Source organism: Plantibacter flavus, from assembly GCF_051487245.1.
Classification (GTDB): Bacteria; Actinomycetota; Actinomycetes; order Actinomycetales; family Microbacteriaceae; genus Plantibacter; species Plantibacter flavus_B.
On the sequence record NZ_JAHVDH010000005.1, the window covers coordinates 463,537 to 484,743 of the forward strand.

General features: G+C 71.1%; 19 protein-coding genes. 3 read left to right on the plus strand and 16 right to left on the minus strand.

The window, feature by feature from the left end:
- Window positions 1–42: 42 nt before the first annotated feature.
- The 3 genes from KXS11_RS15060 to KXS11_RS15070 all read right to left on the minus strand — a co-directional run bounded on the left by KXS11_RS15060 (window position 43) and on the right by KXS11_RS15070 (window position 3,314).
- Window positions 43–2,295, minus strand: a complete 2,253-nt coding sequence (locus tag KXS11_RS15060) for an MMPL family transporter (RefSeq protein WP_437386421.1) — start codon at window positions 2,293–2,295, stop codon at window positions 43–45.
- A gap of 168 nt (window positions 2,296–2,463) precedes the next feature.
- Window positions 2,464–3,039, minus strand: coding sequence for an isochorismatase family protein (locus tag KXS11_RS15065; RefSeq protein WP_437386422.1), 576 nt, complete (start codon window positions 3,037–3,039; stop codon window positions 2,464–2,466).
- Window positions 3,040–3,119: 80 nt separating this feature from the next.
- The gene (locus KXS11_RS15070; protein WP_437386424.1) at window positions 3,120–3,314 is read right to left on the minus strand and encodes a hypothetical protein; all 195 of its coding nucleotides are present in this window, start codon (window positions 3,312–3,314) and stop codon (window positions 3,120–3,122) included.
- A 117-nt stretch (window positions 3,315–3,431) separates the two neighbouring features.
- On the opposite strand from KXS11_RS15070, the gene KXS11_RS15075 reads away from it, so the two are divergent.
- Window positions 3,432–4,304, plus strand: coding sequence for an endo alpha-1,4 polygalactosaminidase (locus KXS11_RS15075; RefSeq protein ID WP_437386425.1), 873 nt, complete (start codon window positions 3,432–3,434; stop codon window positions 4,302–4,304).
- A 26-nt stretch (window positions 4,305–4,330) separates the two neighbouring features.
- Window positions 4,331–5,206: a LysR family transcriptional regulator gene (locus KXS11_RS15080; protein WP_437386426.1), complete on the plus strand. Its 876-nt coding sequence runs from the start codon at window positions 4,331–4,333 to the stop codon at window positions 5,204–5,206.
- A 51-nt stretch (window positions 5,207–5,257) separates the two neighbouring features.
- Here the strand turns inward: KXS11_RS15080 and KXS11_RS15085 are convergent, their stop codons facing one another.
- The 10 genes from KXS11_RS15085 to KXS11_RS15130 all read right to left on the minus strand — a co-directional run bounded on the left by KXS11_RS15085 (window position 5,258) and on the right by KXS11_RS15130 (window position 16,850).
- Complete coding sequence (locus KXS11_RS15085; RefSeq protein ID WP_437386427.1) at window positions 5,258–6,643, minus strand: LCP family protein; 1,386 nt, start codon at window positions 6,641–6,643, stop codon at window positions 5,258–5,260.
- A gap of 158 nt (window positions 6,644–6,801) precedes the next feature.
- Window positions 6,802–7,947, minus strand: a complete 1,146-nt coding sequence (locus KXS11_RS15090; RefSeq protein WP_437386429.1) for a CPBP family intramembrane glutamic endopeptidase — start codon at window positions 7,945–7,947, stop codon at window positions 6,802–6,804.
- Between the two features lie 113 nt (window positions 7,948–8,060).
- Complete coding sequence (locus tag KXS11_RS15095; RefSeq protein WP_437386431.1) at window positions 8,061–9,056, minus strand: LacI family DNA-binding transcriptional regulator; 996 nt, start codon at window positions 9,054–9,056, stop codon at window positions 8,061–8,063.
- A 69-nt stretch (window positions 9,057–9,125) separates the two neighbouring features.
- Window positions 9,126–10,046, minus strand: a complete 921-nt coding sequence (locus tag KXS11_RS15100) for a hypothetical protein (RefSeq protein WP_437386432.1) — start codon at window positions 10,044–10,046, stop codon at window positions 9,126–9,128.
- Between the two features lie 82 nt (window positions 10,047–10,128).
- A complete protein-coding gene (locus tag KXS11_RS15105; RefSeq protein WP_437386433.1) occupies window positions 10,129–11,535 on the minus strand; it encodes an FGGY-family carbohydrate kinase in 1,407 nt (468 codons plus the stop codon).
- Between the two features lie 157 nt (window positions 11,536–11,692).
- Window positions 11,693–12,733 (minus strand): DUF4432 family protein, encoded by a 1,041-nt coding sequence (locus tag KXS11_RS15110; protein WP_437386434.1) that lies wholly within the window; start codon window positions 12,731–12,733, stop codon window positions 11,693–11,695.
- 94 nt (window positions 12,734–12,827) lie between these two features.
- On the minus strand, window positions 12,828–13,595 hold the full coding sequence (locus KXS11_RS15115) for an SDR family oxidoreductase (protein ID WP_437386435.1): 768 nt from the start codon (window positions 13,593–13,595) through the stop codon (window positions 12,828–12,830).
- Between the two features lie 152 nt (window positions 13,596–13,747).
- Window positions 13,748–14,494, minus strand: coding sequence for an SDR family oxidoreductase (locus tag KXS11_RS15120; protein ID WP_437386436.1), 747 nt, complete (start codon window positions 14,492–14,494; stop codon window positions 13,748–13,750).
- A complete protein-coding gene (locus KXS11_RS15125; protein ID WP_437386437.1) occupies window positions 14,491–15,336 on the minus strand; it encodes a class II aldolase/adducin family protein in 846 nt (281 codons plus the stop codon). Before KXS11_RS15125 ends, KXS11_RS15120 begins: the two co-directional genes overlap by 4 nt.
- Window positions 15,333–16,850, minus strand: a complete 1,518-nt coding sequence (locus tag KXS11_RS15130) for a rhamnulokinase (RefSeq protein WP_437386438.1) — start codon at window positions 16,848–16,850, stop codon at window positions 15,333–15,335. The genes KXS11_RS15125 and KXS11_RS15130 overlap by 4 nt, the downstream gene beginning before the upstream one ends.
- 139 nt (window positions 16,851–16,989) lie before the next feature.
- Between KXS11_RS15130 and KXS11_RS15135 the strand changes: the two genes are divergently transcribed.
- Window positions 16,990–17,751: a DeoR/GlpR family DNA-binding transcription regulator gene (locus KXS11_RS15135; RefSeq protein ID WP_437386439.1), complete on the plus strand. Its 762-nt coding sequence runs from the start codon at window positions 16,990–16,992 to the stop codon at window positions 17,749–17,751.
- A gap of 35 nt (window positions 17,752–17,786) precedes the next feature.
- On the opposite strand, the gene KXS11_RS15140 is transcribed toward KXS11_RS15135, so the two are convergent.
- Genes KXS11_RS15140 through KXS11_RS15150 form a run of 3 tightly spaced genes read right to left on the minus strand, consistent with a single transcriptional unit; the run spans window position 17,787 to window position 21,168 of the window.
- Window positions 17,787–18,767 (minus strand): 1-phosphofructokinase family hexose kinase, encoded by a 981-nt coding sequence (locus KXS11_RS15140; RefSeq protein WP_437386440.1) that lies wholly within the window; start codon window positions 18,765–18,767, stop codon window positions 17,787–17,789.
- Window positions 18,764–19,588: a DeoR/GlpR family DNA-binding transcription regulator gene (locus tag KXS11_RS15145; RefSeq protein ID WP_437386441.1), complete on the minus strand. Its 825-nt coding sequence runs from the start codon at window positions 19,586–19,588 to the stop codon at window positions 18,764–18,766. The genes KXS11_RS15140 and KXS11_RS15145 overlap by 4 nt, the downstream gene beginning before the upstream one ends.
- On the minus strand, window positions 19,585–21,168 hold the full coding sequence (locus KXS11_RS15150; RefSeq protein ID WP_437386442.1) for an FGGY-family carbohydrate kinase: 1,584 nt from the start codon (window positions 21,166–21,168) through the stop codon (window positions 19,585–19,587). Before KXS11_RS15150 ends, KXS11_RS15145 begins: the two co-directional genes overlap by 4 nt.
- Window positions 21,169–21,207: the final 39 nt, after the last annotated feature.

Genomic DNA, 21,207 nt, shown 5'->3' on the forward strand with positions numbered 1-21,207 from the left:
CGCGACCACCCAGGAAGCCACCGCGTCCCATCGATCCGATCGTCACGCGACGTGCTTGTGCGCGTGCTCGGGTTCGACGCGGCCTCTCGCGAGCTTCGACGGCCACCAGATCGCCTGGCCGATGTCGTGGCTGAGCGCTGGGACGAGCAGCGTCCGCACGATGATCGTGTCGAGCAGCACGCCGAACGCGACGATGAAGGCGATCTGCGCCAGGAACAGGATCGGGATGACCCCGAGCGCCGCGAACGTCGCCGCGAGCACCAGACCCGCCGAGGTGATGACTCCGCCCGTGATCGCGAGGCCGCGAAGCACACCGGCCCGCGTCCCCACACGCATCGACTCCTCGCGCACCCTCGTCATGAGGAAGATGTTGTAGTCGATGCCGAGCGCCACGAGGAACACGAATCCGTACAGGGGCACACTCGGGTCTGCCCCGGGGAAGCCGAACACGTGGTTGAACACGAGCGCCGAGACTCCGAGGGCGGCACCGAACGACACGACGACGCTAAGGATCAGCAGCACCGGCGCGAGGACGGAACGCAGGAGCAGCATGAGGATGAGCAGGATCACCGCCAGCACGACGGGGATGATGAGGTTGCGGTCGTGGATGGAAGCGTCGTTCGAGTCGATCGCCGTCGCGGTGACGCCACCCACCGGGGTGTGCGTGCTGACCGCGGCGACGAGGTCCGCGCGCAGCTGACGCACGGTGGCCTCAGCGGCCGAGGAGTCCGGGGCGTCGTCGAGCGTCGCCTGCAGCAGGATCCGTCCGCCGTCCACCGTCGGTTCGGCTGCCGCCGCCGGGGTTCCGGGCGGGCCTGCGGCCGGAGCGGTGAAGACCGCTTCCCCGTCGGTCACGGTCGCGTCGGCGGTGCCGGTCGCGGAGTCGTTCGAGAGGACCTGGACGCTGTCGAGACCCGGTGTGTCCTCGAGGACGCCGATGACCTGCGCCGCGTCGGACTCCTCGGTGAGGACGTAGACGGGGCTGGCGGAACCGGCCGGGAAGTGCTCACCGAGCGCGGCCTGACCGTCGCGAGCCTCCGAGGTGCCGAGGATGAGGTCGCTCTGGGCGACACCGTCGGCCTTCAGCTGGAAGACACCGAGGCTCGCGACCAGCAGCAACAGCGTGCTGCCGATCCACACGATGCGCGCGTGACGGGAGATGAGGCGCGAAATGGCACCCCAGAGTCCCGTCGTCGGAACGGCGGCGTCGTCGCTCGTGGAGGCGTGCACGCGGTGCTCGCTCCCGAACTTCGGCCGCAGCGGCCAGAACGACGTGCGTCCGCAGGCCAGCAGCAGGGCCGGCAGGAAGGTGAGGGCCGCGAGCACCGAGAAGACGATGCCGATGGCGGCGACGGGGCCGAGCGCCTTGTTGGAGTTGAGGTCGCTCAACAGCAGACAGAGGAGACCGGCGATGACGGTGCCGCCCGAGGCGACGATCGGCTCGAAGGCACCCCGGAGAGCCGCCCACGTCGCGTCCCAGCGCTTCTCGTGGTCGCGCAACGCCTCGCGGTACCTCGAGACGTAGAGCAGCGAGTAGTCGGTGGCCGCACCGATCACGAGGATGAACAGGATGCCCTGCACCTGACCGTTGAGCAGCACGACACCGGCCTTGGCCAGCCACCACACGGTGAGCAGGGCCGTGCAGAGGGCGAACACGGAGGTGCCGAGCACGAGGAACGGCAGCACGGGCGAGCGGTACACGACGATGAGGATGAGGAACACCGCGGCGAGCGCCGTGAGCAGCAGGATGCCGTCGATGCCGGCGAAGGCGTCGGTGAGGTCGGCGGTGAAGCCTGCTGGGCCGGTGACGAAGACGTCGACGCCGGCGGGCACCGCGTCTGCGAGCTGGGCTCGGAGCGCTTCGACGACGTCCCCGACCTCGCTGTCTCCGCTGATCGGCACGAAGACCTCGATCGCTCGACCGTCTTCGGAGGGGATGGCCGGCGAGGTGCCGTCGGCGATGCCGTCGAGCGCCGCGATGCCGTCGACAGCGTCGTCGATCCCGGCGCGCTGCGTGTCGGTGATGTCGTCGGCGCTCGTGAAGAGCACGAGGGCCGGGATGTCGTCGCCCTCGCGGAAGCCGTCGAGCGCAGCCTGCACTTCGGTGGCGTCTGCGCTGGCGGGGAGGAAGCTCGTCTGGTCGTTGGTGGAGACCTCGCTGACCTTGCCGAAGTAGGGGCCGCCGATGGATCCCGCCGTGAACCACAGCACGATCAGCACCGTGGGCAGGAGGATGCGCAACCAGCGCGGTGCCCCGGTCGTCCGCTGTGTTCCGCCGTGCCGTGCGTGCGTCATGCGTGCCCCGTGTCCTCGTCCTGCCCGGATATTACGCAGCCAGCTTACTATCTCTCGACGGTTCGGAATTCAGGGAGTGCCGCGCAGAAGTCGGCGAATGAGCGCCTAGTCGCCCGATTCTGCGGCGTCCGGGGGGAGATTCCCTGAATTCTGAACACCCCCAGACAGTCAGGCGGGGGTCAGGATTCCGCCGGCATGGGCGATCTCGGCGAGCGCCGCGTCTCCGGCTGCCGCATCGACCGGCGCGACGAGCGCCGTCAGGATCCGCACGTGCTGACCGTGCTCGATCGCGTCGAGCGCACTGATCCGGACGCAGTAGTCCGTCGCGAGGCCGACGATGTCGACGTCGGTGATGCCTGCCTCGGTCAACGCGTCCGTGAGGTGCTGCCCCTCGGGCGTCACGCCCTCGAAGATGGAGTAGCCGTGCGCACCCTGTCCTTTGAGGATGTGGGTGTCGACCCGCGTCGTGTCGAGCGCGTGGTGGTACTCGGCGCCCTCGCTGCCGGCGACGCAGTGGACGGGCCAGTTCGTCTCGTAGTCGGGCTCCCCCGTCGCGAAGTGGCCGTCGTTGCCGCCCTCGGCGTCGTGCCAGTCGCGGGAGGCGAACACGTGGGCGTAGTCGTCGCCGTGCTCGGCGAGCAGTCGCGTGATGCCGGCGGCCACGGCCTCACCGCCGGTGACCCCGAGCGCACCGCCCTCGGTGAAGTCGTTCTGGACGTCGATGATGAACAGTGCGCGTGCCACGATGCCTCCCAGCGGTCGGATGCCTGCTTCGAGGGTAGCCCGAGCAGCGCGACGACGGCAGGGCGTCGAGGAGACCGGACTCAGAGGCGGCGGTCGCGATCCTTCCGACGATCGAAGAACTGCAACCCGACATTCACACCCATGAGGACGGTGCCGAGGATCATCGCCACGAGACCGGCGATGCGGAACGGCACCGGGAGCTCCAGGATGAGGGCGAACACGACACCGAGGACGATGAGCGCGACGCCCGCGCCGAAGAGCACCAGATACTTCATGCCTCCAACGGTACCGGCAACCCGACGTCCGCACCGGCGAGTGCTCGATCGGCAGGCTTCCGTCGGCCCGTCTCGGGAGCGGGAAGGGCTCGGTGGCCCGACCCCTAGGGTGGAGGCATGCCCCGCACCAGTCCGGCCCCGGTCCGCCTGCTCGCCCTCCTCGGGGTGCTGGCGCTCGGCGCGACCCTCGCCGGGTGCTCGACCTTCCCCACCCCGCCGACGACGCAGCGGGCGGTGCCGACGTCATCGGCTGCAGCCGGCGCGTTCCCCGGCGACCTCGTGTTCGACTACCAGCTCGGCGGCGGCTACGAACCGGCGCCAGGCGTCGGCGGCGTCGCCCGCGACAGCACCGACACCCCCGCCCCAGAGCTGTACTCCATCTGCTACGTCAACGGTTTCCAGTCTCAGCCGGCCGACCGGGACGCTTGGCTCGCCGAACCGGATCTCGTGCTCGTGGACGCCGCCGGCACCCCGATCATCGACGAGAACTGGCCGGACGAACTCATCTTCGACGCCTCGACCGACGATCGGCGGGCACGCATCGCCGAACGCGTCGGCGCGAGCATCACCGCCTGCGCCACCGCGGGGTTCGACGCGGTCGAGATCGACAACCTCGACTCGTTCACCCGGAGCGACGGTCGCCTCACCGTCGACGACGCGGTGGCGCTCGCCACCCGTTACGCCGACATCGCGCACGACGCCGGCCTGCTCATCGGCCAGAAGAACACGGGAGAACTCGGGACGCGCGGTCGCGACGAGGTCGGTTTCGACTTCGCCGTCGCCGAGGAGTGCCAGCGGTTCGACGAGTGCGCAAGCTACACCGACGTCTACGGCGACGCCGTGGTCGACATCGAGTACACCGACGACCTGCGCGGCACCTTCGCCGACGTCTGCGCCGACCCGCAGGTGCCGTTCTCGACGATCCTGCGCGACCGCGACCTCGCGCCGGCAGGCGACCCGGACCACGTGTTCGAGGCCTGCGCGCTCTGAGCCCAGGCGGCGGCTAGCGTGGTGGGATGAACCTGGAGCAGCTGGAGGCGATCGTCGCCGTCGTCGACTACGGCTCCTACGCGGCCGCCGCCGACGTCCTGCGCATCTCCCAGCCCTCGCTGACGCGCCGCATCCAGCGCTGCGAAGCCGAACTCGGCCTCACCCTGTTCAGCAGGGTCGGTCGCCGGATGCAGGTCACCGACGCAGGTCGTTCGGTCCTCGGACCCGCCCGCCGGATGCTCCGGGAAGCGGAAGGACTCCGTACCCTCGTCGCGTCGCAGCAGGAACTCACGACCGGAACCCTCCGGATCGGGGCGCTGCCGTCCCTGGTCGCCACCCATGTGCCCGAACTCGTCGCCAGGTTCCATCAGGCCCACCCCGATGTCCGCATCGAGGTCGTCGGTGCGGCCGACTCGACGGAACTGATCGAGGCGCTCGACCTCGGACGCATCGAGATCGGTGTCGCGGACGTCGAGGCGGCCGGTACGGGCATCGAGGTGCGGGTGTTGGAGGAGCAGTCGTTCGCGGTGGTCCTGCCGGGTGTCGCCGACGACGACGACCTCGACGGGGCGGTCACGGCCGAGGACCTCCGCGCCCACACGCTCGTGACGCTGCCCCGCGGCACCTCGATGCGATCCGTGACCGACGAGGCCTACACACGGTTCGGCGTCCGACCGCCGCGCGTGATCGTCACGACCCAGCGCGACGCGCTCACCCGCTTCGCCACGGCCGGAGTCGGTCTCACGGTCGTCCCCGAGCGACTCGCGGACTGGGCGGCGGCGAACGGTGCGAGGGTCCGCCGGTTCGAGGCCCCCGTGACGCGCAGTATCGGGTTGCTGCTCCGTCGTGACGCGGTCGACGTCCCCGCGATCAGCGCCTTCCTTGCGCTCGCCGTCCACTGAGTCGCCCGAAACGGTCCCGAACAACCCGGTTTTCGCGCGTTTCCGGGCGACTCAGCGAGCGCAGAGATCGGCCGCCGCACTCCGCGACTCGACCTCGACCGGCGCCTGCGCGGCGGGTGCCGGAGCACCGAGCGAGGCGAAGTCGTCGCCGATGATGAGGACGACGTCCTCGGCGTCCGCATCGGGCTCGCCACTGATCACGATCGTGATGCCGAGCTCCTGGGCCAGCGAGGCTGCCGTCGCCCGGGCGGCGTCCGAGTCGCGAGCGAGGAGGACGGTCGTCGGGGTGTCCGTCTCGGCGTCGCCGATCGACGCGACGACGTAGCCGAGCGCGGTGAGCTGGCCGGCTGTCGTCGTCGCGACACCGTCGGTCTGCGAACCGTTCAGGACGCTCACCGCCTCGACGCGTACCGGCTCCACCGGAGCGACGGGGTCCGCCTCGGCAGCACCCGCGATCGGCACAGGGGTGTCCGCCGCGAGACTCGCGAAGACGACCGCGGCGTCCTCGCTCGGCACCACCCGGTTCTCGTCCGACGGCGCCTCGGTCCACGGCATCGTCAGGAAGGTGATCGACGCCGTCGGTACCTGCGACATGCGGTGCGCGAGGGAGGTCAGGCTCGCCAGGTTCGCGAGCGCGGTATCGACCGTGAGGGAGGACGTGACGGCGTCGAGGAAGCGGATGAGACGGTCCGGACGGGTGAGCACCTCCGCGCTCAGCGCACGCTGCACGATCGCCGACATCACCATCTGCTGGTTGCCGAGCCGGGAGATGTCGCTGCCGTCGCCGACCGCGTGCCGGGTCCTGGCGAGGGCGAGCGCCTGCGTGCCGTCGATGATCTGCGCTCCCGCCGGCAGGGCCAGGTTCGAGTACGGGTCCTCCATGTCGTCCGGGAGGCAGACGGCGAGGCCGTCCATCGCGTTCACGATCGTCTGGAACCCGCTGAAGTCGAGCTCGATGAAGTGGTCGATCTGCACACCGCTCATCGACTGGACAGCGGCGACCGAGCATGCCGCGCCGTAATTGAGGGCGCCGTTCACCATGCCGTAGTCGTCCGGCAGTCCCCGACCGCTGTCGGTGCACATCGACAGATCGGTCAGGGTGTCGCGCGGAATCTGGACCGCCTCGGCGCGGGTGTTGCCCGCGGACACGTGGACGAGCACCATGGCGTCGCTCCGCTTCGTGCCGGTGTCCTCTCCGTAGTCGCCGACGGCGAGGTCACGGCTGTCGGAGCCGAGCAGGAGGATGTTCATCGCCGGGTCCGGTGCGTCGAGTGCAGCGGCCGCAGACGCTGTCGACGTCGGCGCGGCGATGGCCTCAGAGCTGATGTTGCCCTGCAGCCTGAGCGCGAGCGCTCCGAGGCCGACGAGCAGTGTGAGCACGAGGCCACCGGCGATCCCGACGACCAGTCGGCGCCGCCGGACCCGGGAGCTGACCATGATCGAGGGCCGTCCTCCGCGTCGACGTCGCACATGCGCAGCACGTGGGCGGGGCGAGATGTCGGACGACTCGGGTTCGATCATCGTCCCAGTGCATCAAGTCGACGCATGTCGGACAACCTGCCGATCTGCCCGAACCCATGCACGGGATGCATGTGTCACACCTCGGAGCCGCGCAACCCCGGCACAGCCCGCTTCGCGAACTGCCCGGTGACGATGAGCACCAGGACGCTCGCCCCGAGCACGATCCAGCCGGACCACCCGAGCAGCGAGCCGAAGACGCCGCTCTGCATGCTCTCGGGCGTCGCGAACATGAGGAACGCCGTCACGCTCGCGTTCACGGCACCGTGACCGATGACCGCCGGCCACACCGACGCCGAGCGCAGACGCAACCAACCGATGACCGTGCCGAGCAGCACGCACCAGCCGACCATGAGCAGCAGGCCGAGCGCATCCGTGCGCTGGTAGTTGTAGCCGAGCAGGATGAGCGGCGCGTGCCAGACCCCCCAGAGCACGCCGGAGCCGATCAGCGCCGGCCACGTGCCGAGCGGCAGCAGGTTCGGCAGCAACCAGCCCCGCCAGCCGAGCTCCTCGCCGAACGCCGCGAACGACGACGCGATGATGCTGACCGGCAGCACGAGGATCTGGACGAGGGCGATCGTCGTGAGATCGACCGGGCCTACGGCCTCCACACCGGATGCCGCGACGACTGCCTCCAGCCCGGAGAGCCCGACGAGGTCGAGGTCGATGAGTCCCATCGCCTGCCCGAGGAGCATCGAGAGGAAGGCCAGCACCGGGAATCCGACGAACGCCGCGGCACACAGACCGAGCGTGCGTCCGAGGGGACGCAACGGTGCGAGTCCGAGGAGCCGCGGGATGCTCTTGGGCCGCGCGACGAACAGCACGACGACGAGCGTCGCCACGGTCGGCGTGTACATCATGCCGAGCGCGATCAGCTGGAACGACGGGTTCGCGAGCCCCTCTCCCGAGAGCCACAGCGGCAGTGCGACGAGCCAGGCGAGGCCGACGGCCAGGACGCTGAACACGGCGACCGCGAACCACGGCACCCTGGTCGGCACGATCGGCGCGACGTCCCGGTTCCGACGGCGTTGACGTTCAGCCGGGGTCTGCGGTTGCCGGGCGAGCACCGCCTGTCCGGCGGGCGCCGGGAACGGTTCGGCCGGCGCCGGTGCACCCATCCCACTCCCGATCGACGCCCCTGGTGTGCTGCCGGCCGACGCTTCCAGCGGCGCCCAAACCGTGGGTGTCGTACCCGATGCGACGTCGTCCTGCGGTCGTTCCATGATGATCCCCCGATCACTCCGTGCTGACCTCCAACGCTACGGACGAGGCCGAGACGATGCATCCGTCGGCCGGGGGATCCTCAACCGCACCCGGTTGCGCGGCCCTCCTCGTCTCAGACGATCGCGGTCGGGTGGCAGCCGCAGGACTCGCGGAGCAGGAGCCCGACCGGTACGACCGTGCTGCGCTCGTGCTCCTCCTCGGCGTCGCCGAAGCGCGCGAGTGCTCGCGTGGCGGCGAGGCGTCCGAGCCTCGCCGGATCCTGTTCGATGACGCTGACGGCGGGGTCGAGCTGATCGGCCATCGGGAAGTCACCGAAGCCGAGGGAGGCGATGCCGCGGCGACGCAGTGCCGGGACCGACGCCATCGTCACGCGCGCGTTCGCGGAGAACAGGGCCGTCGGCGGGACGGCCAGGGCAGTGAGTTCGTCGACGACTGCGGCAGCGGCGGTCCGATCCGTCGCCCGGAGGCTGACCAACGCGTCGTCGGCGGCGATCCCGGAATCGGCGAGGGCCGCACGATAGCCGTCGAGGCGTCGGCGAGTGCTCGGCGGGTGCGCCTCGTCGGCGACGAAGGCGACCCGGGTGTGTCCGTGCTCGAGCAGGTGTCGTGTGGCGAGGTAGGCGCCGCGGTGGTCGTCCTCCACGAAGCTGTCCGCGTCGAGCCCACCCGGCGCACGGTCGACGAAGACGATCGGCGTGTGCTCGGCCCAGGGCGCGAGCCACGACTGATCCTCGGCCACGGGTGCGAGGACGAGCCCCATGAGCTGAGAGCGGAGCAGGGCGTCGAGGACGGCACGCTCCCGCGTCGGGTCGTCGCCGATGCTCGTGACGAGGGTCGTGATGCCGCTCACCGAGCACACCTCTTCGACGGCCCGGACGACCGCGGCGAAGAAGGGGTCGACGACGTCGGGGACGGCGATCCCCACGGAGGACGACCGGCCGTTGCGGAACGTGCGCGCCAGGACGTTCGGCACGTAGTTCAGCTCGCGCATCGCCTCCTCCACCCGCGTACGGGTCTCGGGCAGGACGTGCGGGTCGTCGTTGAACACCCGGGACACCGTCTTCGAGCTGACTCCGGCGAGCTGCGCCACGTCCTGCATGGTGGCCATGGGCGCTCCTCGGTGGTTCGCGGTTGGGTGGATCGCGGGCGGCGGGTCTCGCCCACCGCCCGCGTTCCGCTAACGGCCCGCGAGGGCGGTCTCGATGACCTGCTGCAGTTCGCGCAGGCGGGGCAGCGCACGGGTCGTGAGCAGTTCCTCGCGCTTCGCGGACGAGATCGAAAGGCTATCCTTCCACAGCGAACGACCGGCCATCGCGCCACCGGCGCCGTTCTCGACGGCGGTGCGCACCTGGCCGACGAAGGTCTCGTGGTCGACGCCGGCGGAGAGCACGGCCCACGGGACACCGGCGGCGGCCTCGGTCACGGCGGCGGCCGCCTCGGCGGAGCCCGGGTACTGCAGCTTCAGAACCTTGGAACCCGCCTCGACCGAGATCTCCGCGGCACCGCGGACGAGCTCGGGGAAGATCGCCGCGTACGCCTCGTTGCTCTCGCCCTCGAGCTGGTAGACGAGGATCTCGACGATGAGCAGAACACCTTCCGCGGTGCATTCGGCGACGAGGCGGGCGATCTCGTCGATGACGACCTGCTCGGCCTCGCGCTGGTCGGAGCGCAGGTAGAAGAGCATCTTCGCGGCGTCGCCTCCGAGTTCGCGCACGCGTCGTGCGTCCATCCCGGGCACGTACTTCGTCCGGCGCAGGCCGTTCTCGGTGTCGAAGCCGGACGAGTCCATGCCGACCACGAGACCGGTGGTGCGCGAGAGCGTGCGCTCGTCGACGACGAGCGGCAGTGCCACCTCAGGGTCGAGCAGGATGGCGGGGGCGTGGTTGCCGAGGAAGCGGACGAGGTCGCTCTTGGCGTCGGCGAGTTCGTCCTTGCTGATGCCCGCTGCACCGTTCGGCGCATCCGTCATGACGGCCTTCATGCCGTTGCGCTGGTCACCGGCGACGATGAGCATGCCGCCGCCGGGCGTGCTGATGGTCGCCATGGCGCGTCGTTCGAGCGTCGTGAGTTCGTTGGTCCTGGTGGCTACTGCGTTCATGGGGTGCTCCTTGTGCTTCGGATGGGGTCTGGTGCCGGCGACGGTTCGCGCCGGGGCCTGCTGGTCGGGATCGGAGGATCGGTCAGGGGTGGGACGCGGCCGCGACGACGGCCGGTTCGAGGAGGGCACGCGCGAAGACCGCCGCGCCGTACGCGGTGTCCTGCGAGCGGTCGGAGACCTGCACGCCCGGCAGGACCTCGGCCCTGGCGCGTTGGACGGAGCGCATGCCCGCCCACCCGCCGGTGAGGAGCGCGGACGTGGCTGGTTCGACCTCGCGGTCCATGGCCTCGATGAGCACGCGCAGTTCGTCGTTGCCGTGGCGGAGGACGGCACCGAAGAGCTCCGCCGGCTCAGCGCCGTCGGCTCGGACCGTGAGTCGGAGCACGCCGTCGTCGTTGCGGGCTCCGGCGACGACGATGTCGCCGTCGGCGAGGAGTCCTTCGACGGGCAGGGCCATCACGGCGTCGTCGAGACGGTCCCGGCCGGCACGTTCGGTGACGCCGACGAGCTGGAGGGTGCGGCGCATGAGCAGTCCGGTCTTCACACCGGCCACGAGCACCCAGGTCCCCGGGACGACATGGCGGACGCAGTTGATGAAGACCTCGGCGAGGCGCTCACGGGCGTCGAACGGCAGCGGCTCGTCGAGACGGCGCAGCAGGACCTCGGCCGTGCCCATCGACACGTGGTAGCGCTCCGCGGGGAACGAACCGGTGGAGACGGCGGAGACGAGGTGATCGTGGCCTGCGACGGTCAGCGATGCACCCGCGAAGACCTCCGGCACCCAGTCCGCGGTCGCCGTACCGAGTGGCGCTCCGGCGTCGGTGAACGGCGGCAGGAACGTTTCGTCGACCCCGAGGTGGGCGAGCAGCTCCGGCCACGGGGCGCCGGTGTCCTGGTCGAGCAGGCCGGTGCGCGAGGACAGCGAGTACTCGGCGGCCTCGACACCGCCCAAGGCGGCGACGGCGAACTCCGGCAGGTTGAGCCAGCGGGTGCCCGCGAGGTCGAGTCCCTCGTCGCGGAGGTGGAGGAGCTTGACGACCGACACCTGGACACCGAGCGGAAGCCCCGTCCGCCCCGCGAACTCTGCGGCGAGCTGCGGCGGGAGGGCTGCGAGCTGTTCGGCGCCGCGCGGGTCGAACCAGGCGATCGCCGGGGCGACCGGCCGACCGGCGCGGTCGAGGACGATGCCGGACTCCCCCATGCCGGAGACCGCGACGGCCTGGATGCGGGCGCCGGGGCCGAAACGCTCGACGAGCTGCCGGGCGACATGGACGAGGAGCTCGCGGATGGTGGCGACGAGGGCGTCGGCCTCCATGACCGTGGTGCCGCCGGGGCCGGCGAGCCACGGCGTGGGGAGCTGGTGGATGAGGACCTCGGCGCCGTCGAGGTCGGTCACGAGGATCTTCACGCCGGTACTGCCGAGGTCGAGGCCGGCGATGAGGGTGTCCGTCGCCACGGCGGGCGGAGCGGTGGTCACAGCAGTGTGCACAGCGGGTTCCGTATCGATTCCGACGTCCGTGTCGGGTTCCGACGATGACTCCATGTCATCGATGTCATGGAGAGTGTATCTCAACCATGTCATCGATGACATACCCTGACGCAAAACCGTCGGGATCCGTCGTGGAACGCCCGTCGAACGGGCCCGATCAGTCGGCGAAGACGCCCTCGGCGGCGCTGAACACGATCTCCAGGTCGACGCCGAACGACTCCCCCGGCTCGAGCGTCCGACCGACCTTGCCGCGCTCGGGACCGACCGCGTGGCTCGGCCAGCAGGTACCGGGCTCGATCCCGAGCGCATAGCTGCCGGCGACCGCGCTCCGCCAGATGGTGAGGAACGGCAGCTGCTCGGGTCGGAATCTGATCGTCACCGTGCCGGCCTCCCCAGTGAGCGTCGCGGTCGACCATCCGTCCAGCTCCGCGACCGCATCGAGCGCGTCGACCTGCTCCGCCGCGCCGGCGACCGGCTCGTCGACCGCCCGCCGCCAGACCCCCGCCACCCCGGATGCCTCGACGACCACCGCCGGATCCGCCTGCACCGCAACGATCGCGCCACCGTGGAGCAACGGCCAACCGAGGTTCAGGTGGTAGAGCACCTTCACCGGCTCGGCGACGAACCCCTCGTTCCGGATGACGTCATGGATGGCGATGCGGCCCACCCCCACCTCGGCGCGGATGCTGCGCTCGAGGGTCAGGTTCTGCTCGAACACCGCCCCCTCGCGGAGGAAGCCCTCGACGGCGAGCTCGTACCGCCCGTCGTCCGACCAGCGTCCCTCGGTCCGCGTGACGCTCGCCGGCACGGTGTGCGCGCGGCCGTGCATGCCGCCCTCGGCCGGCGACGCGACCCCGACGGCGGTCAGTCCGCACGTCGTGAGGAGACCGCCCTGCCAACGCCGCGCCCACCCCTCGGCGTGTGGGGAGGTCGTCGGCGCGACGAACGACACCGCCTCACCGTTCCAGGACGCCTCCCCGAGATCGAGGAACTGATCGACCTCGACCGTGACCTCGAGCCCACCGAGGTGGCGGAGTTCGATCTGACGGCGACCGATGGATGGACCGTCCTCGACCCGCACCGCGCGGGGCGCCCAGGCACGCTCGACGGCGCCGGACCTGGCCTCGACGAAACGACGCCGGCGCGTGCCCCACGGCTGGGTGTCGCCCGGCGACGGGCTGTTCGTTTCGTTCGTCATGTCGACTCCTCGGGTGCTGCTCGGGTGGCCCTTCGACGGCCTCAGGGACCGCGGGGTGGAGGCCAGGGACCGGGATGGAGGCCAGAGGCCGGGACTACAGGGCGGTGTAGCCGCCGTCGATCACGACGCTCTGCCCGGTGAGGTAGGACGAGGCATCCGAGGCGAGGAGCAGGACGAGGCCGTGGAGGTCCTCCGGCTGTCCCATCCGGCCCGCGGGGATGTCGGCCGTCCACTCGGCGGCGAGTTCGGGGTTCGCCTCGGTGAACTCGCGCGTCATGTCGGACAGGAAGTAGCCCGGCGCGATCGCGTTCACCCTGACCCCCGCGGAGGCCCACTCCACCGCGAGCGAGGAGGCGAGGTGACTGACCGCTGCCTTCGACGCGTTGTAGGAGGCCTGGAACTGCGGCTGGTTGACGATGAACGCCGACATCGAGGAGATGAACACCGCCGAGGCCGGCCGACCAGCGGGAACGGCCCGCCGCGCGAACGACTGCGCCGCGAAGAACGTACCGTCGAGGTTCACCGCGAGCACCTTCCGCCAGGTGTCGGCCGGGACGTCGACACTGTCGCCCCAGATCGTGATGCCCGCTGCAGTCACGAGGAGGGACGGGGCGCCGAGTTCGGCTTCCGCGCCGGCGAACGCGGCCTCGACCGCTCCGGCATCGGTCACGTCGACGGTGAACCCGACTGCGCGGACGCCGTGCTCGGCCGCGAGTCGATCGGCGGACTCGTGGACGGTCGGCAGGAGGTCGAGCAGGGCGATCTGCACGCCCTGCGCGGCGAGCGCCGTGGCGAGCGAGTAGCCGAGCCCGCGTGCCCCGCCGGTGATCACGGCGGTGCGGCCGTGGAGGTCTTCGTACATGTCGTGCTCCTCTGGGTGATGCCCCTGGATCGGGGACCGAATGCGTCCCGCGGACGGGGCGGCTCAGTGTGCATGGTTGGTGGGTGATGCCCCTCGACAGGCTCGGGGACCGGTTGCGGCTCGGGGACCGGAGCGGCTCGGGCGCCGGGGTGTCAGATCTCCTGGTCGGTGGGCAGGATGACGAGGTCGCGGATGGTGACGTGCCTGGGCCTCGTCAGCATGAAGAGCACGGCGTCGGCGACGTCCTCCGAGCGGATGCCGGTCCGCGCGGCGATCTGCGCGTCGATGCCGTCCGCGCCCTCGGCGATCCCCCACAGCTCGTTCAGCACGACGCCCGGTGCGACGGCGCCGAGGCGGACGCCGGAACCGACGAGGTTCCGACGGACGGTGTGCACGAACGACTGCATGGCGTGCTTGGTGGCCGAGTAGACGGGTTCCCAGTGGATGTCCTGGTGCCCGGACACGGAACTCGTGACGAGGACGTCGCCCGCGCCCTGCTCGATGAGGTGCGGGAGCGCGGCGCGGACCGTCGCCATCGCGCCGAGCACGTTGACGCCGACGAGCTCCTCGATCGCGGTCATCGGGGTGTCGGCGAGGTCGCCACCGACGTAGAGTCCAGCGTTGGCGAGCACGATGTCGAGGCGCCCGTAGGTGTCGAGTGCGAGCTGCACCGCCGCGACCGACACCGAGGGATCCGCCAGGTCGCCGGCGAGGATCACACTCTCGGTCTGGAGCGCCGTCGACACGGCCGTCAGCTTCTCGACGGAGCGGCCGACGAGCACGGTGCGAACGCCGACGGCTGCGAGCGCCTGCGCATAGGAACGTCCGATGCCGGACGACGCCCCGGTGATGATCGCGACGTGGTCGACGAGGTCGGTGCTGCTGGTCGATCCGCTCATGACGAGTGGTCTCCTTCCCGTGCGGCTGCGGCACGATCGGCGCTGGGCGTGCTGGTCGACGTCGCGAGTTCTGCGCGTCGGTGGAGCTCGTCGGGTCTCGTGTCGATGCGCGCGACGGCCTCCTCGGAGAGGTAGACCGGACCACCCGCGGCGAGCGAACCGAGGAGCACTTCTGCGACCTTGACGGCCATCTCGGTGATGCGCAGCACCTCGGCTGCGTCGGCACCGATGGCGAACATGCCGTGGTTCTGCAGGTAGACGACCTTCGGGACACGACCGGTCGCCTCGATGTGCTCGCGCAGCATGGTGCGGACGACGCGGGCGAGCTGCAGTCCCGGGTCGATGTAGGGCACGAGGAGCGGGCGGGTGCCGAGGACGACGATCTGGTCGGGGAAGAGCGAGCCGCGGGTGAGCGCGTCCGCGGACGCCGAGCAGAGTAGCGCGTTGACGGGGACGGGGTGCGTGTGTCCGACCGCCGTGACACCCGGGAGGTCGAGGCAGACGGCGTGCAGGATCGCCTCGACGGAGGGGCGACGACCGCCACCGGCACGCGCAGCGGCATCGAACACCGCGTCGACCTCTGCGTCGCCGCCGCCGGCACCGTCCACGAGGTCGAGGACGGGGCGTAGCTCGAGTCTGACGAAGTCACCGGGCGTCGCTCGCGCCATCGACGCACCGCTCGCTTTGACGAGCATCGCGACGGGGTCGCCGGCGGCGGTCGGCAGCAGCAGTGAGGTGTTGCCCTCGGCGAGGAGGGCCCAGGCGCGATCGACTCGGCCGAGTTCGCGGGAGAACTCGACGAGCCGTGCCCGCTCGGGCTCCGCAGTGGTCATGGGGGTCATGCCGGCTCCTTCGCCTCGCGGGGATCGTCGGCGGCGACCGTCGCACCCGAGGCCGAGGATGCCTCGCGCCGGTCGAACGCCGCGTACGCCTCCTGGATCGTCCCGACCGCACCCGCGGCGACGAGTTGCACGGCCAGATTGCCGAGCGACGAGGCCTCGGCCGGCCCGGTCGTGACGGGCAGACCGGTGCGCGCAGCCGTGCGCTCCGCCAGCAGCGCGTTCCGCGACCCGCCGCCCACGATGCGCACGGTGCGCACCGTGGTGCCGGTGAGCGCCTCGCAGGCGGCGACCGTGTCGGCGTAGGCGGCTGCGAGACTCTCGACGATGCTTCGCACGGTGCCGAGACGACCCTCGGGGGCGACTCCGCAGCGCTCGACGCAGAGCGCTGCGATCCGGGACGGCATGTCGCCGGGGGCGAGGAGCCTCGCGTCACCGACGTCGAAGACCGGCGGGGCGGAGGCGTCGCCGGGCTCGCTCCGGGCATGATCCCTCGCTGCGATGACCAGATCGACCGGGTCCAGCGGCGCCGCGTCAGCGATCGACCAGCTGCGGGCGCACTCGGTGAGGAGCCACATGCCGGAGAGGTTGCGGAGGAGGAGGGTCGTGCCAGAGGCGCCGGCCTCGTTCGTGAACTCGGCGAGGCGCGCCTCCTCGGTGAGCACCGGTGCACCCAGACAGACTCCTGCGAGCGACCAGCTCCCACTGGAGACGAGCAGTTCCGCGCCGTCCGGGGCCGCGAAGGCGAGCGCCGAGGCCGTGTCGTGTTCCGCGACCCGGTAGACCGGGATCGGGTCGGAAGCCCCGAGGGCGCTGGTCACAGCGGCGGTCGTCATGCCCGCGAGCGTGCCGGGATCGCTGACGGGTGGGAAGGTCACCGCGTCGAGCCCCCAACGCTCGATGAGCTCATCCGCCCACGTCCCGGTGCGCTGGTCGAACAGCTGCGTCGTCGAGGCGATCGTGCGCTCGGCACCGATCGCGCCGGTGAGGAGGTGCACCCACAGGTCGGGCACGAGTTGCAAGGTGCCGGGGAGCTCATCGGAGGTCGACGTCCGGAGCCGCGAGCGCAGTTGGGAGGACGTGTTGATGGCCTGTTCGAGCACACCGCTGACGGCGTAGGCCTCAGGCGTCGGGACGAGCAGTGCGGCACGAGCGGGTTCTGCTGGATCGGCTCCGCGGTGGTGCCGGACCGGCGGCGGGTTGCGCATCCCGGCATCCTGCCCCGCGTCACGCACGAGCGCGCCGTCGACGCCCCAGCTGTCCACGCCGATCCCGTCGAGTGTCCTCCCGGCGGCTGCCGCCTGCCGTACAGCCTCCGCCAGGCCGCGGAGCGTCTCGGTGAACAGTCGCTCCACATCCCAGTGCAACTCGCCGGCGATCTCGACCGGTGCGTTCGCGAACCGCCGCACCTCGCGGAGTTCCAGGCCGTCCGCACCCAGCCGCCCGAGCATGACGCGACCGCTCGACGCGCCGAGGTCGACGGCCGCGTGGAAGCGGTCGGGCACCGGGTGGGTCATCTGCTCACGTCCTCGTGTCTGCATCTGCGGCCGCGCCGCCGTCATCGGCTGAAATCAGCCGCCGTGCGCTGGCTCGAATGTTATTGTGTGTGAAGTTAGCACCGAACAACATTCCCGGCAAGCATCATCGGAGGACACCATGGCGCTGCGCAGCACGCTCGATGCCGAAGCTCGACGCGCCGACATCCTCGAGACCGCGCGCACGGCAGGAGCCGTCTCGCTCGAGAGCGCCGCCGAGCGCTACGAGGTGCACCAGATGACCGTGCGCCGCGACTTCGAGGCCCTCGAACGCAGTGGACTCGTCCGCCGGGTGCGCGGCGGGATCGTCCCGGCACTCGCCGACCCCTTCTCCCTGCGACGCTCGCAGCACCGCGCGGCGAAGGAACGCATCGCGCGGAAGATCCTGCCGCTGCTCCCGAACGGCGGCTCCGTCGGCTTCGACGCCTCGACGACGGTCTGTCTGCTCGCCGAACTGCTGCCACCGTCCGCAGCACTCACCGTCGTCACCAACGGACTCGTCGCGTTCGACGCGCTTGCGAAGCTGCCCGACGTCCGCGCCTACCTCACGGGCGGCGAGCGCGAGGAGCACAACCTCAGCCTCGTCGGATCGCTGACCGAGCAGGCGTTCGGCACCTTCCATCTGGAGTGCGCGGTGACGTCGGCGATGGGCGTGCACGCGCAGACGGGGACGAGCGAGAGCACACTGGCGCAGGCCGCCGTGAAGTCGGCGATGTCGGCGGCGACCGACCATCTGATCCTCGCGATCGACGCGAGCAAACTGCAGTCGCACTCGCGGGTGCGCGCTCTGGCACCGGCCGGCATCGACACCCTGGTCACCGAACTCGACCCGGACGACGCCCGGCTCGACCCGTTCCGCGGGGTCGTTGGCGAGATCCGCTGAGCCGCACCGCATGGTGGCCCTGCCCAGACGTAGGCTCACGGCGACCCGGGCTCCGACAGCGACGTCGACGGATCGGGATCCCGCACGAGGATCGCCTCCTGGGCACCGTCCAGGCTCTCGAGGATGGTCGTGGCGCTCGAGACCGCGAGCGCTCCCCACGAGGCTGCCGCGGAGATCGCCGCGGCGACGTCGTCGCGACCGTCCGCGCCACGCAGCCCGACGAGGAACCCCGCGAGCGAGGCGTCGCCGGCTCCCGCGGTGTTCACCGGCGTCGCACGGGCCCGCGCGTGCCAGAGCCCGTCGACCGAGCGCACGAGCGCGCCGTCGGCTCCCATGCTCACGTAGACGAGGTCGCAACCGGCCTCGTGGAGTTCGCCCGCCGCGTGGGCGACGTCTCCGACCGTGCGCAGCTCACGGCCGGTGAGCTCCGCGAGCTCATGGACGTTGGGCTTCAGCAGATGGACGAGGTCGAGGTGCCGGGCGGCGAGTCGCAGCGCGGCACCCGCCGTGTCGACCGCGACGCGAGCGCCGTGTTCGCCAGCGCGTCTGAGGAGTTCGACGATGTCCACCGGGCCGCCACCACCAGCGACATCGGGGATGGTGCCCGAGACCACCAACCAGTCGGCACCGAGCCGTTCGATGTCGTCGGACGCGGCCTGGACCACCTGCTCCCAGACGCTCAGCGACAGCGGGATCGCCGGTTCGTTGACCTTCGTCGTGCCCGTCACCGCGTCGAGGATCGTGGTGTTCACGCGGGTTCGACCGCCCGTCTCGACGATCGAGAGCAGTTCGGCGAGCGCCGGTTCCCGGGCGAGGAGTCCGCCGTCCTCGCCGAGGGGGACGACCGCTCGCACGGCGACATCGGAGAGGGCGATCGCCCGGGCGACGTTGACGCCCTTGCCACTCAGCTCCGTGGAGACACCGTCGGCACGGTTGACGTCGCCGATCCGGAGCGCTGCCACTCGATACGTCTGGTCGATGGCGGCCGCCGGGGTCACCGTCACGATGCCGCTCATACCGTCGCCCCTGCCTCGCGGCGCTCGTCCGCGTCCTCGTCCTCGCCCGGCACGTGGTGGACCCGGGCGCCCGCCTCCTCCAGCATGCTGACCGTGCTCTCGCTGGCGTCCCGCCCGAGCACCGCTGCGGCGACGGTGGAGAGTGCGACGGAGGCCGTGGCCCCCGGGCTCTCGTCGACCAGCGGATCGCCGAGGAGCACGGTCGACCGCGCCGCCCTCGTCATGGCGGTGGTGAGAGCGGCGTCCTCCGGCGTCCGGTGCAGCAGTCGTCCGTCGGCACGGAGCCCGTTCGCCGTGACGAAGGCGACGTCGACCCGGAGGTCGTCGAGGCGACCACGCGCCCAGGCGCCGGTCAACGAACCGCGCTCGTCGACCGTCCCGCCGATCGAGTGGACCGTGCCCGCCGCCTCCGCGAGGGCCGCGGCCACAGCGACGGGGATCGAGGAGGTGAACACCGTCAGGTCGGGTCGATCGGCGAGGTGAGCCGCGAGCGCCTCGCAGGCCGCTCCTCCGCCCAGGAGGATCTGCGCACCGGGTGCGACCAGCGCCGCGGCTGCGGTCGCGACCGCACGAGCCGCCTGTGTCGCCCCTCGGTCACCTGCTGCGTCCTCCGACACCCTGACCGCTCCCCCGTGCGCACGTTCGAGCAGGCCGTCGTCTTCGAGCGCCCGGAGGTCTCGGCGGATGGTCTCCTCCGTCACGCCGAGTGACGCCGACAGCGCTGCGACCTCGACCCGCCCGGCGTCGTCCAACAGCGCAAGGATGCGCAGGCGTCGTTCGTCGACGGGGCGGACGGCTGGCGGCTCAGTCGACGCGCTCATGCGCTCGGCTCCGACGGACCGACGACGGACGCCTCGGCAGGGTGCACGGCGTCCGGACGACCCACCCACCACGGGTCGAGCGCGGTGACGAGATCGTCGAACGCCGCGCCCACACCCGCCCAGTACGTGGCAGACGCCTCCGTCGGGAGCACCGGGGCCGCATGCTGCACGAGCGCCAGCTGCACGTCCTCCACCGACGGGAGCAGCCCGACGGCGACCCCGGCGACAGCGGCAGCACCGAATGCCCCCGCCTCCTCCGATGCGACGACGGAGATCGGGGCACGCAGTGCGTTCGCGACGAGCTGGACGTACAACGGAGAGCGGGCGAGGCCTCCACCCAACAGGATCGGCTCATCCCACGTGAACCGCTCGCCGAGCGCCCGCGTGTGCCAGCGGTGCATGAGCACGATGCCCTCGAGCGCTCCACGCACGATGTGCGCCCGCGTGTGCCCGTCTCGGATCCCGGCGAAGGTGCCCGAGGCCGCGGCTCCGAGCGGAGAGTCCGCTTGGAACGGCAGCACGAGGGGCACAGCCTCCTCGGGGTCGAGGAGCGCCGCCTCGGCGAGGAGGGCGTCCCGTTCAGTCGGAGAACCGACACCGAGCAGGCGGAGCGTCCAGTCGAACGACGGCGACGCGGTCGCCGAGGTGGACATCGCGATCCGGAGGTCGGGGGTGATGGAGAGCCGGGACTGCCAGCGGGGGTCGACGTCGCCACGGGTCGTGGTCACGCCGTTGGTGCTGAACGAACCGGCGACGAGGGCGAGTCGGCCGGGCACGAGGGCCCCCATGCCGATCGACGACGCCTGCACGTCGTGGAGACCGGACACGACAGGGGTGCCGACGGCGAGTCCGGTGCGAGCGGCCGCGTCCGGGAGGACGTGCCCGACGACGGCGCCGCTCACGGTGACGTCGGGGAGGAGGCGTCGGAGGTCGCTCGGCAGACCGTACGCCGCGAGGACCTCCGGACTCCAACTCCCGGTGCCGACGTCGAGGAACGAGGCACAGGCGTCGGAGTAGTCGGTGGAGACGTCCCCCGTGAGACGCAGACGGACGACGTCCTTGCAGAACAGCATCACGTCAGCGCGGGCGACCCGTTCGGGATCGTGGCGGAGGAGCCAGAGGAGCAGGTTGCCCGCGGCGCCGGGCGTCGGCAGCTGGCCGGAGCGTTCGAGGACGACACGGAGCCGCTCGGGGTCTGCCGCCAGTTCGGCTGCTTCACGGTGGGCGCGCGAATCCATGGCGGTGATCGCCGGCCCCACCGGCTCACCCGACGCCGTCACGAGGTGGAGGCCGTCACCGTGGCCCGTGATCCCGATCGCGGCGATGGCGCCCGGGTCGACGCCCGAAGCGGACACGAGCTCAGCCACAGCATCGGCGACCGCGGCCCAGAGCGCGTCCTGCGAGCGCTCGGCGAACCGCGGGGCGGGACGGTCGACGGGGCTCGTCCGGCGGGCGACGGCGATCGGCTGCAACCGCTCGTCGTGCAGCACAGCCTTCACTGCGGTCTGGCCGACGTCGATCCCGAGGAGGAGTCGCCCGCCACGCTGCCCTGCCCAGCCCTGGCGCTCGTGATCCGGCATCCGCATCCTCCGTGTCGTCATCATCGTCGAGTTCGTCAT